This window comes from Brevundimonas sp. (genome assembly GCF_046293315.1).
Lineage (GTDB): Bacteria > Pseudomonadota > Alphaproteobacteria > Caulobacterales > Caulobacteraceae > Brevundimonas.
On record NZ_JBKBPF010000002.1, the window covers coordinates 1 to 10,790 of the forward strand.

Consider the following 10,790-nt stretch of genomic DNA (forward strand, 5'->3'; position numbering starts at 1 on the left):
CCGCCGGGGGATCGCCGTCCACCGAGCCGAAATTGCCCTGACCATCGACCATCATCAGCCGCATGGAGAACGGCTGCGCCATGCGCACCAGGGCGTCATAGATCGCGCTGTCGCCGTGCGGGTGATAGCGGCCCATCACGTCGCCGATGATGTTGGCGGACTTGTAGTACTTCTTGTCGGCCGTCCGGCCTTCCTCGTACATGGCGTGGATGATCCGCCGGTGCACAGGTTTCAGGCCGTCGCGAACGTCAGGCAGCGCCCGGCTGACGATCACGCTCATGGCGTAATCGAGGTATGAGCGGCGCAGTTCGTCTTCGATGGCGACGGGGGCGATATCGTTGTGCGCGCCCGTCGACGGAACGTCGTTTTGGCTGTCGTCGGTCAAGTGAATTCAGGCTTTCTGAGCGCCCGTAAAAGGGCGGGAATCGGAACGCATTCCGTTACCGAAACATTAGCACCCAGGGGCTTGCGTGGCAAAGCGCGCCAGGCCCAATCATCCCCACGGGGCATAGCTTTTGGACAGGGAGCCGATCCATGCGCGCCAACCTTCTTATGACATCCGTTCTGGCCGTCGGAGCCGTAGCACTCTCGTCCTGCGGGGACACGGAATCGACCACCACGCCGGCCCGGCCCGCGCCTGCCGGTGACGCCGCCGCCCACGCGGGGTCGACCGACGCCACGCGCGCCACGACCACCGAAAGCGGCACGGTCGAACTGCGCGACAACGACGGCGAGGCTGTCGGCACGGTCAGCCTGACCCAGGCCCCCACCGGCCTGCTCATGCGCGTCGAGGTGAACGGCCTGACCCCCGGCTGGCATGGCATCCACATTCACGAGACGGGGGACTGCGGCGACGCGGCCTTCCAGAACGCGGGCGGTCACATCAACCACGCCCAGGCGGTTCCGCACGGCCTGCTGAACCCGCAAGGTCCCGACGACGGCGACCTGCCCAACATCCACGCTGACGAGAACGGCCAGGCCCGGGCGGAAATCTTCACCACCCGCGCCCGTATCGCCGGGAGCGGCGCCGGCCAGTGGCTCTGGGACGACGACGGATCCGCCATCGTGATCCACGCCAATCCTGACGATCACACCAGCCAGCCCATCGGCGGCGCCGGCGACCGGGTCGCCTGCGCGGTCGTTGAACGCGGCTAGACCTCGACCTTGGCGCCGGGGGCGACCCCGGCGCGGAGCCCGCGCTCGGCCACCGCGACGATGGCCACCCCGATCAGGGTCAGCGCCGCGCCGGTCAGGATCTGCGGCGTCAGCACATCGTCCATGACCCCCCAGCCCACCAGCATGGACACCACCGGCGTGGCCAGCAGATAGGGCGTCACCCGCCCCGCCTCTCGCCGCTGCACCAGCCAGAACACCAGCCCGGTGGCGATCACCGTGGAGACCAGCGCGCTGAAGACCACCGCGCTCCACACCACGGGCGACGCCTCCTGCATGGCCACGACCTGGCCGGTCTCGAACGTCAGTGACGCGGGCAGCAGAACCACGAAGGCCGTCACCGCAAGCAGGCCCTGCATCTTCATGGGCGACACGGCGCGCGTGCGGCGGGCGATCACGGTGGTCAGGGCCCAGGCCACGCTGGCGCCCACCCCGATCATGATGGCCGGCAGATCCATGAAGGCATGGTCGTCCAGCACCATCCAGGCGATCCCGAAAAAGGCGATCAGCATGCCCAGCACCGCCGGCACGGTGATGCGCTCGCCCAGCAGCAGGAAGGCGAACAGCGCGGTCATGGGAATCCACAACTGCAGGCTGACCGACAGCGGCGTGACGTCATGGGCCATGGAGAAGCCCAGATAGATCAGGGCGAAATGGATCGGCCCGCCCAGCAGAACCAGCAGAACCAGGCTCTTCCAGTTCGGGAACGGCGGCCGCACGAACCACGCCAGGCACAGGGCCGCCAGACCGAAGCGGAGCGCTCCGGTCAACAGGGGCGGCAGGCTCTCGGTCGCCACCTTGGCCGCAGCATTGTTGACGCCCCAGATCACCACGATGGCCGCTATGGCGGCGATCTCGATGGGGGCAAGTGCGGAACGGGACTGGGTCACGGCCTGCTCTTGCCATGGGGCGGCCGGGGGCGCGCCTCACAAATTATTATCGTCCGCTACCGCCGCCTTGCGGTGTTTCCACCCGGGCGGCGGGCGCAAGGCGGCGGCAGGCGGACGCGGCCTAGAACGGGATGTCGTCGTTCAGGTCGTAGCTTTCCTTGGGACCCGAGGGCTTGTTGGCGCCGCCCGTCGAGAAGCCGGACGAATAGCCGTCGTCATCGCGCGGCCCAGAGGCCCCGCCGCCCTCGCTGCGGCCGCCCAGCATGGTCAGCTCGCCGCGGAATTTCTGCAGCACCACCTCCGTGGAGTATTTCTCCACGCCTTGCTGATCGGTCCATTTGCGCGTCTGGAGCGAGCCTTCCACATAGATGGTCGAGCCCTTCTTCAGATAGTTCTCGACCACGCGGACGATGTTCTCGTTGAACACCACGACCCGGTGCCACTCGGTCTTTTCCTTGCGCTCGCCGCTGGCCTTGTCGCGCCACTGTTCGGAGGTGGCCAGCGACAGGTTGGCGACCTTCTCGCCGGACGGCAGATTGCGGATCTCCGGATCGCGCCCGAGATTGCCCACCAGAATGACCTTGTTGACGCTGCCCGCCATTACGTTTTTCCTTGCCTATTAAGGCCTTCCGGATCGGGCGCGACGGCCCGGCGAAACGCCGTGTTCACATATTGTTCACGCCTGAGGCGTGGCGTCAATCCGCCGCCTCGGGCGCGGGTTCGCGCTGGATCACACCGGGAATGGCCAGCCGGCCGTCGCCTGTCCGCGCCAGGGCGAAGAAGCGTCCGCCCTCGAGCGTCTGGCCGAAATAGACCCCTGCCCGCTCGATGAAGATGAACTGGCCCTGATAGGCGCCGGCGACCTGCTGCGTCGATCCGCCCAGCCTGAGGAAATTCAGACGCATCTCCTCCAGCCGCGCCGCGCAGAACTCGATGGATTCGACGTCCTCCGCCAGCACGTTGAAGCGCACCTCTTCGCCGTCCTGCACCACATGGTAGCAGACGCCCGGGCCTTGCGGCGCCCGGGTGCTGTTTGAACAGGCGGCCAGCCCGGCCATCGCCATACAGGCGGCTCCAAGGATCCAGGTTCTCATCAGCGAAGCCCCGGAAACTGACAGTTGCGGTCCTGCTCGGCGAAGGTGCGAAAGCGGCTGTTGTCCTGCGACTGCTCTACCCGACGCGGCACCAGACGCAGGGTCAGGTCCCCCCAGCGGCCGTACTGGGCGTCGCCCGGTCGCACGCAGGTCCCGGCGAACAGAGCCTGCACGCAGGCCGCCTGGCTCATGCCGCTCGACAGCTGCCGCCACTCCCCGCCCACATGGCGCAGACAGGGCGAGCCCGCCTGCTGGGCCGGCTGCGGCGCAGGCGTGGGCGTCGCGGGGGATGCGGTCGGCGGGTTGACGCCGGCCAGTTCCGTCAGATCCAGCGGGGGCTCGTCCGGCGGCGGCGCGAACACGGCGGTCGGCGCGGCGGCCAGGGCCCCCGTCTCGTCGAGACCCACGTCGAGCGCCTCGGTGGCCACGCCGTTCTGACGGGCGCAGTCGGCCAGGGTCGCCATGCCGACGAACTGGCCGTTGACGAAGCAGCGCAGCTCGCGCGTGGGCTCCAGGTCCGGAGCCTCGGTCACATCCAGTTGCAGACCGGCCCGTTCCTCAGGAACCTCCGGACCGTCATCGCCGCCCCGGTTGGTGAAGATCAGGGCGATGACCACGGCGGCCACCACGGCCAGCACGGCGCCGAGCGCCAGAATGATGCGGTTGTCGTTGGGAAACGCCATGAGCCTCTCACACGGGTGAAGCGGGCAATAACCCCCGGCGCGGGCGTGACGTCAACCGCCAAGCGAAACGGAGCGAGGGTTTTCCCCTATCCCCCCATCAGGCGGTCCAGGGCGGCCTGATAATTGGCGATCTGCGCCGACATATAGGCGGACGGCTGCCCGATCGGCTTGGCTGTGTTGTTAGCGGGAGCCAGGCCGCGATAGGCGTCGCGAACCACGCTCATGGCCGCGAGGATCGCCTCTCCGGCGCGTTTGGCGGCATCCACGCCGGACAGGTTCAGATTGCCCGGCAGCTGGACGCCATAGGTCTTCTTGGTATCGGCGCCGCTGGTCTTGCCCACGAAACCCGGGCTCAACCCCAGTCCTGCCAGGGCGTCACGACCGGACTCGCCTGCCCTCAGAACGGCGCCTTCCCGGCCATCCCGGGCCTGGATCGACAGGCGCTGGAAGCCGCCCATGGTCAGGGTCGTTTCCCCGTCCTTGCCGCTCACCTCGCCGCCTTCAGACGCGATCGTGACTTTCAACTGCATGTTGGACGCCTGCTCGATCTTGCGCGCCAGGGTCTGCAGGGTGTCGCGCGCCTCGATGGTTACGGCGCGGGATCTCCCGTTGGAATCGACCACATAGAAGCGATCGCCCACCCGCAGCGAGGTGGCGGCCGTCAGTTGCTTGGAATCGCCTTGCGCGATCACGCCCGTGGGCAGGCCCAGGCGGTCCAGGATGCTCGCGCCGCCGGAAGCCACGGCGATCGTCCCGGTCACGGCCTGATCACCCGCCCCCTTCCAGGTCCGGGTCCACTCCACGGCGCCGCTGTCCGGATCGATGCGGGACAGATAGGCCATCGTCGGGTCGTCGGCGAGGCCGCCGAGCGGGCGGTCCGCCACCCCGGTGATCCAGACCTTGCCGTCATGGACCTTCACGTCGGCCACGGTGTCGTCTCCGGCCCCGCCATGGAACGACAGTCGATCTCCACCGGCGCCGAGATCGCCGTCCATGGACAGGACGAACGCATCCGTGCCGCCGGAATATCCCGTCGTCACGGTCGCTCCGGCGGCGAGATTCTCGTTTCGCGTCGTGCCCGCCACGATGACCCGCCCGTCCGAAACCGCGATCCCGGCGATCTCGCCCGACATCGCGCCCAGATCACGCATGCCGAGCAGCGTCGGCTGGCCCGCGCCGTTCAGCTCATAGTGGCGGACCACCGCGCGGCCGTTCTCCACGCCGGCGGTATAGAGATTGTTTCCGTCCACGGCGATCGAGGCCACGGAGTCCTCGCCCGCCGTCCCGAATTGGGTGGTGAACTGCAAGCCGCCGGTGATGGGCGCCGTGGGATAGGCCTGATGCTGGCTGAAGCCCTGCAGATAGCCATCCCATCCGCCCTGGGCCGAGGCCCCGACCATGGCCGATTGCGCGCGCCCGGCTACATAGACCGCGCCGTCCGCGCCGAAGGTGACCGCTGTGGCCTCGTCCGCCGCGGTCGCGCCGCGACGCTGGGTCCACTGCTCCTCGCCCTTCAGATTGAAGACCGTGACAAAGCTGTCCGACAGGCCCCGGTTCGCACCGGCCGCGCCGTTGTCCAGCGCGCCCGTGACCGATCCTGCAACGGCCACGCGACCGTCGTCGGAGATGGCCAGGGCGTAGCCCGACGCCTGATCCGCAGCGCCCAGCGCCCGGCTGAACACCAGACGCCCCGCCGAATCGAATTTCATCAGGGCGACGTCGCTGGTTCCCTTGATGGGCTGGTTCCCCAGCCCCTCGGACAGGTCCGCCACCATCCAGACGTTTCCATCCGCGTCAGTGGCCGAGGCGCGAATGGCGCTGATGCCTTCCGGCAGGCCGTCCTGGGCGAGCCGGCCGTCGACCCAGTGCGTTTCGCCGATGCCCGCGCCGCTCGGCACGCCGCCGTCGGTGAACTTCAGCAACTGGTTTCCGCTGCCAGTGCCCTGGGTCACATAGACCGCGTCGGCCGTGTCCGGAGCCGAAAACTGCAGGGTCTCAACCGAGGAACCGCGCACCAGCAGCGCCCATCGATCGGGGCCATTGGGCAGCGCCACGGTCTTGTCGCCGACCTTGATCGAGCGCTCCTCGGCCGGGATCATCTCCCGGCCGATACGCGCCTGAACCCCCGCATCTTCCAGCTTGCCGTTGATGAACCCAAGGACGTTGGTGAGGCTGCGTGTCTGGGCGCCCATCTCGGTCAGATCGATGTCGACATGGACCGTCTGCTCCAGCTTGCCGACTGTGATCCGGAACCGCACATCCCCCTGGAACGCCGCCACAGGATCGCTGACCGCGCCCTCATGGATCACGCCGGTCAGGGACTTGGAGGTGTCGCGCGTTACGGCGGCCGTGCTCTTCGACAAGGACGAAGACGTGCCCTGAACCATATTGAAAGCGTCAAAGCCGGCCTGGGACAACCAGTTCGAAACTTCGCTCAATCCGGTCTCGAACCGTTTGTTGAGCAGGGACAGCTCGGTGCTCGCCACGCCCTTGGTCCCGGCGCGGTCCGCCATGGCGGCCAGCGAGGCCAGCCCCTGATACAAAGAAAACAGCTTCCCGTAGTCCGCCGAGGCGCCGGGCAGATCCAGTCGTGCGGCCTGATCGTTGAAGAGGCTGCGGCCGGCGAGGGCGGAACGAAGCAGGTCGCTCTGCGGAATCTCGCGCGTGGAGTCCCAGGGCGGGGTCGGCTGCGCCTTGGCTTTGCGCGCAGTCGTGGTCGTCCCGCCGCCCCAGGTGGTCGACTGGCCGAACAGACCCAGAAGATAGCTGTTGTCGATCATGGGACACTCCGTCCCCAGTTCTGCACAAGCAGGGGTAAGAAATCCCTAAGCAGTCCGGACAATCGTCCTTAACCGCCGCGGAACAGCGACAGGATCACCTGCGGCGCCTGGTTGGCGATGGACAGGGCCTGGACGCCCAGTTGTTGCTGCACCTGCAGCGCCGTCAGCCGCGCGCTCTCCTTGGCGAGGTCCGCATCGACCAGGTTGCCGATGCCGGACTCCAGCGTATCCATGAGGCGGGAAACGAAGCCGTTGTGCGCCTCGATCTGCTTGGCCTGGGAACCCAGCGCGCCCAGGGCGGAGTTCACCTGGGAGATGGAGGTGTTCAGATCCGCCAGGGCGTCGGCCGCATCGCTCATGGTCAGCAGATTGGAGCTGAGCGTCAGGTCGATGACACCGCCGCCCAGGCTGAGATTGCGGGTGCTGAGCGTCACGAAGGCGTCGGCCTCGGCGTTGGCGAGGAAGCGGACGCCGTTGCTCAACGAGCCGTCGAGAAGGTTGGCCCCGTCGAACTCCGCGTTCTGCACGGCCTGGCTGATGGACCGCAGCAACGCCTGGAAATCGTCGTTAAGCAGCTCCCGAGACTGCGTCTTGAGCGATTCGTCGTTGGCGGCGACGACCTTTTCTTTCAACTGGTTCAGAAGATCGGAGATGGTTTCGCCGGCCGACAGGGCCACATCGGCGACCGATGTCGCCCGATCCAGGCTCATCTGGACGGCGCTCAGCGCCCCCATGTCCGCGCGCTGCCCCTGGGCGATCGCCCAGATAGAGGCGTTGTCCTTCGCGCCCTGAACCTTCAGGCCGGTGTTCACCCGCCCCTGCACGGCTTCGAGCCGCTGATTCGTCAGGTTCAGGTTCTGAAGCGCAATCAGAGCTGAGGTGTTGGTATGAACGCTGCTGGTCATGGGTCTTCGTCCCCCGAGGTTTTCTAGGGGGTACGCTATCGACCGAGTCGTGAGCGTATGGTTAACGCGCGCTAACCACATTCGCCGCCGCGACCTGGGGTCGGGCGGTCAGCAGTCCGGTGACGTCCTGGTCTGTCAGACCTCGGTGTCGATTACTGCGCCGGCGGCGTAGCTGGCCCGGGCGCCGATCTTCGCCACTTCCTCACGCGGGAGCTGGCGGACGACTTCTCCGGTTTCACGGTCCAGGATCTTGTAGATGAAGGCCCCCTTGGCGGCCCCCTGTTCGATCACCAGACGATAACGCGCGATGCGCTCGGCTTCCTGCGCCGCCCTGGAGTCCGCGAGATCGCCGCCGCTTGCGGACGACGAGGCGGTGACAGCGGGCAGTCCGACGCGGGTTATTCTCGCATGTCCATCCATCCCTCATTTCGCCGGTCTTCAGGCCGGCGCCTCCCGAAAGGCGGGGAGATGGAGGGAGCGTCCGGGGACGCTCCCTCCCCGTTCCTGGATTAGCGGAACAGTCCCAGCAGCATGGAGGTCGAGGAGTTGGCGATCGACAGCGCCTGCACACCCAGCTGTTGCTTGGTTTGCAGAGCGGTGAGTCGCGCGCTCTCCTTGGCCAGGTCAGCGTCAACCAGGTTGCCGACACCGGCTTCCAGGCTGTCCTGCAGCTTGCCCACGAAGGTCAGGTGGGTGCCCAGCGCCTTGGAGCTGGTGCCCATCCGGGCCAGGGCGGCCGAGACGTTGGCGATGGAAGCGTCAACCGCCGCCATGGACGTAGACGCATCGGACACGCTGGCGATGCTGTCGGAGGCGCCCAGGGTGACGATCGAGCCAGCGAGGCTCATGTCTTCGCCGGCCACGTCGATGGTCGAGGTGCCGTCGGCCGAGGCCAGGGCCTTGTAGCCGCCGGTCAGAGAGCCATCCAGCAGGTTGGCGCCGTTGAACTTGGCGTTCTCGATCACCGAGGTGATCTGGTCGCGGATCGAATTGAAATCCTCGGCCAGGGCGTCACGCGACGCAGTCGTCAGGGTCTCGTCGGTCGCGGCCAGGGCCTTCTCCTTCATCTGCAGCAGCAGATCGGAGATGGACTCGCCGGCGGCCATGGCCACATCGACGGTCGACTGACCGCGTTGCAGGCTGTCCTTGACGGCATTCAGGGCGCCCATTTCGGCGCGCTGGTTCTGGGCGATGGCCCAGATGGCTCCATTGTCCTTGGCCGAATTGATCTTCATGCCGGTGTTAATCCGGTTTTGGACCGTATTCAGTTCGGAATTGGTTTTGGAGAGGTTCTGGAGGGCGATCATTGCGCCCACGTTCGTGTTAACGCTGTTCAGCGCCATGGCACGGTATCCTTATTTCAAGGTGTCCGACGTCGTTTTGACTGCCGGGAGCATTTTGCTCGGGTTCCTCCAAGCAAGGGCCGGGCCAGTTCAGCCGCCTTGTGACAACCTTCAACCTATTGAAATAATAGAGTTATAGGTTGATTTACCACACTCCGGACCCGGCACATTCTGCCGTTTCGCCCCGCAGCCCTGCAGATCTTGCCTGCCGCCCGGCAGAAATTGCCGCCCGCCCTCACGCCCGCCCCCGCCAGGCGGCCAGCCCCGCCACGATGGCCTGGGCCGACGGCGCGACGATGTAGAGCGTCTCCCGCCAGGCGTCGCGCACGATCAGCGCCACCGCCACCCACATCAGCTCGCGCGGCGCCTCCAGCCGCCACACCAGCACCGCCAGCAGGGCCAGGCCGGCCACCGTGGCAGCATAGGTATAGAGACGGCGAAACCGCCAGTCCCCTTCGGGCCGGGGGTCGCGCCCCATCACGCCGCCCCCGTTTCGTTGAGACAAGCGGCCAGCGCCGCGTGCAGCGCTGCCGCCTGCGCCCCATCGAGACCCCTGGCCAGCCACGCCGCCGCCACCGTTCCGCTGTGGAAATTGCCGAGCCGCCGCAACAACCCTGTCGCCCCGCCCCCATAGCCGGTGAAGGCGCTGGCGACGGAGCCGAGCAGGACCCCGTTGTGATACCCGGAAACATGTGTCGTGCTGGTCCGGCTGATGCAGAAGTGCCCAATCACGGCGGGCGCCGCGCCGAAAGCCGCCAGCGTGCCTGTCCCTGCCCGCGCGCTGAAATTGCCGGTCGACGAACTGACGGCCATGGACAGGGTCTCGGCGCCATCCGCGGGCCCCAGCGGGAACTGGCTGGTCCCCGGCGACGGATTGGCGGCCAGCCACACGCCGGCGGCGATACCGGTCCCGCCGTCCGCCAACGCCAAAGCGCTCAGCCCGGTGTCCAGCCAGCCGTCCACGCCGTCGCCCGACCAGCCAAGCTCCGGCGTGAAGACGGGACCGTTCACAGGCGTCAGATCATACAGCCCCGGCGTCTTCAGATTCAGGCGCGCGGCCTGGTCGTCGTGAGCCGCCGTCAGATACAGCGCGGTCAGCCGGTCCCACACCCCGGCGGCCTCCAGTGCGCGGATCAGGTCGTCCATCCGGAACGTCCGCGCCCGCGTCGGCGGATTGTCGCAGGCTGTCAGCACGTCCTGGGTCGCGGGCCGCAGCAGCGCGTCCATGACCGGAAAGCCCACCCGCCCGGTGTGACGATTCACCCTCACGGCCTCACGCCACGCGGCCCCGTCCGGCGACACCTTCAGCACCAGATCGTCGTCGCCGATCAGCCCGATCTCGGCCCGCCCCGACCAGCCCGACTGGAACAGCAGCGACAGCGTCTTCGCACCGTCTTCCTTGTTCAGCACATAGCGCAGATCGCCGCTGCCGCCCTCGCCCTCGGCCCGCGCCGTCCACAGCGCGCTGTTCAGCTTGGCGGCGAAGGCGTTGGTCTCGTCCGAGCCCGTGCCGACGCCCAGTCCCTGCAGATTATCCAGTCGGTCAGGCGCAGCGCCCACGTCCGTCCAGCCGTCGTCCCGAAGCACCAGAAGCCGCTGCTCATCGACCACAAAGGCCCGCAGACCCTGCGGCGGCGATATCGCCCTCCAGCCGCCCGCCTCGAACCGCGCCAGCCCGCCCGGAGCCATCGCCGACCAGGCCGCGCCGGTCGCCCCGTCGGGCACGATATAAAGCGCGCCGTCGGCCGGGGTCGTCGGCGGGGCGCTGACCGAGCGACTGACCACCGCGCACTGGACCAGGGCGTCCAGCCGCGTCAGGGCCTCGTTCAGGGTCACATGTTTCTGCATCTGCCCGGCCTGCAGATAGGGCAGGTCCAGCCTCGCGCTGGACTGGGATTCGGCTGGGATCACGCTCTCGCCTC

The 10,790-nt window shown here is 67.5% G+C and carries 12 protein-coding genes; 1 reads left to right on the top strand and 11 read right to left on the bottom strand.

What is annotated here, in order from left to right; genetic code table 11:
* On the bottom strand, nt 1-385 hold a 385-nt coding region (locus ACK4SE_RS01765; protein ID WP_409687890.1), incomplete at its 3' end, for a DNA gyrase subunit A.
* A 149-nt stretch (nt 386-534) separates the two neighbouring features.
* Between ACK4SE_RS01765 and ACK4SE_RS01770 the strand changes: the two genes are divergently transcribed.
* A complete protein-coding gene (locus tag ACK4SE_RS01770) occupies nt 535-1,155 on the top strand; it encodes a superoxide dismutase family protein (RefSeq protein WP_409687893.1) in 621 nt (206 codons plus the stop codon).
* Here the strand turns inward: ACK4SE_RS01770 and ACK4SE_RS01775 are convergent.
* The 10 genes from ACK4SE_RS01775 to ACK4SE_RS01820 all read right to left on the bottom strand — a co-directional run bounded on the left by ACK4SE_RS01775 (nt 1,152) and on the right by ACK4SE_RS01820 (nt 10,779).
* On the bottom strand, nt 1,152-2,063 hold the full coding sequence (locus tag ACK4SE_RS01775) for a DMT family transporter (RefSeq protein ID WP_409687896.1): 912 nt from the start codon (nt 2,061-2,063) through the stop codon (nt 1,152-1,154). The two genes, ACK4SE_RS01770 and ACK4SE_RS01775, sit on opposite strands and share 4 nt — an antisense overlap.
* Nucleotides 2,064-2,184: 121 nt before the next feature.
* Complete coding sequence (gene ssb, locus ACK4SE_RS01780) at nt 2,185-2,664, bottom strand: single-stranded DNA-binding protein (protein ID WP_409687899.1); 480 nt, start codon at nt 2,662-2,664, stop codon at nt 2,185-2,187.
* 94 nt (nt 2,665-2,758) lie between these two features.
* Nucleotides 2,759-3,157, bottom strand: a complete 399-nt coding sequence (locus ACK4SE_RS01785; protein ID WP_409687901.1) for a hypothetical protein — start codon at nt 3,155-3,157, stop codon at nt 2,759-2,761.
* Nucleotides 3,157-3,840: a hypothetical protein gene (locus tag ACK4SE_RS01790; protein WP_409687903.1), complete on the bottom strand. Its 684-nt coding sequence runs from the start codon at nt 3,838-3,840 to the stop codon at nt 3,157-3,159. Before ACK4SE_RS01790 ends, ACK4SE_RS01785 begins: the two co-directional genes overlap by 1 nt.
* A gap of 86 nt (nt 3,841-3,926) precedes the next feature.
* On the bottom strand, nt 3,927-6,620 hold the full coding sequence (locus ACK4SE_RS01795) for a transcriptional regulator (RefSeq protein ID WP_409687906.1): 2,694 nt from the start codon (nt 6,618-6,620) through the stop codon (nt 3,927-3,929).
* A gap of 68 nt (nt 6,621-6,688) precedes the next feature.
* Nucleotides 6,689-7,525: a flagellin gene (locus ACK4SE_RS01800; RefSeq protein WP_409687909.1), complete on the bottom strand. Its 837-nt coding sequence runs from the start codon at nt 7,523-7,525 to the stop codon at nt 6,689-6,691.
* 135 nt (nt 7,526-7,660) lie between these two features.
* Complete coding sequence (locus ACK4SE_RS01805) at nt 7,661-7,945, bottom strand: flagellar protein FlaG (protein ID WP_409687912.1); 285 nt, start codon at nt 7,943-7,945, stop codon at nt 7,661-7,663.
* An 89-nt stretch (nt 7,946-8,034) separates the two neighbouring features.
* Nucleotides 8,035-8,868, bottom strand: a complete 834-nt coding sequence (locus ACK4SE_RS01810) for a flagellin (RefSeq protein ID WP_409687915.1) — start codon at nt 8,866-8,868, stop codon at nt 8,035-8,037.
* A gap of 235 nt (nt 8,869-9,103) precedes the next feature.
* Nucleotides 9,104-9,346, bottom strand: a complete 243-nt coding sequence (locus tag ACK4SE_RS01815) for a hypothetical protein (protein ID WP_409687918.1) — start codon at nt 9,344-9,346, stop codon at nt 9,104-9,106.
* Complete coding sequence (locus ACK4SE_RS01820) at nt 9,346-10,779, bottom strand: DUF2793 domain-containing protein (RefSeq protein WP_409687921.1); 1,434 nt, start codon at nt 10,777-10,779, stop codon at nt 9,346-9,348. Before ACK4SE_RS01820 ends, ACK4SE_RS01815 begins: the two co-directional genes overlap by 1 nt.
* Nucleotides 10,780-10,790 lie beyond the last annotated feature (11 nt).

What these genes read in the sequence shown, in the direction of transcription:
- ACK4SE_RS01770 (WP_409687893.1), top strand. Translation starts at nt 535, where the DNA reads ATGCGCGCCAACCTTCTTATGACATCCGTTCTGGCCGTCGGAGCCGTA.
- ssb (WP_409687899.1), bottom strand. Translation starts at nt 2,664, where the DNA reads ATGGCGGGCAGCGTCAACAAGGTCATTCTGGTGGGCAATCTCGGGCGC.
- ACK4SE_RS01785 (WP_409687901.1), bottom strand. Translation starts at nt 3,157, where the DNA reads ATGAGAACCTGGATCCTTGGAGCCGCCTGTATGGCGATGGCCGGGCTG.
- ACK4SE_RS01790 (WP_409687903.1), bottom strand. Translation starts at nt 3,840, where the DNA reads ATGGCGTTTCCCAACGACAACCGCATCATTCTGGCGCTCGGCGCCGTG.
- ACK4SE_RS01795 (WP_409687906.1), bottom strand. Translation starts at nt 6,620, where the DNA reads ATGATCGACAACAGCTATCTTCTGGGTCTGTTCGGCCAGTCGACCACC.
- ACK4SE_RS01800 (WP_409687909.1), bottom strand. Translation starts at nt 7,525, where the DNA reads ATGACCAGCAGCGTTCATACCAACACCTCAGCTCTGATTGCGCTTCAG.
- ACK4SE_RS01805 (WP_409687912.1), bottom strand. Translation starts at nt 7,945, where the DNA reads ATGGATGGACATGCGAGAATAACCCGCGTCGGACTGCCCGCTGTCACC.
- ACK4SE_RS01810 (WP_409687915.1), bottom strand. Translation starts at nt 8,868, where the DNA reads ATGGCGCTGAACAGCGTTAACACGAACGTGGGCGCAATGATCGCCCTC.
- ACK4SE_RS01815 (WP_409687918.1), bottom strand. Translation starts at nt 9,346, where the DNA reads ATGGGGCGCGACCCCCGGCCCGAAGGGGACTGGCGGTTTCGCCGTCTC.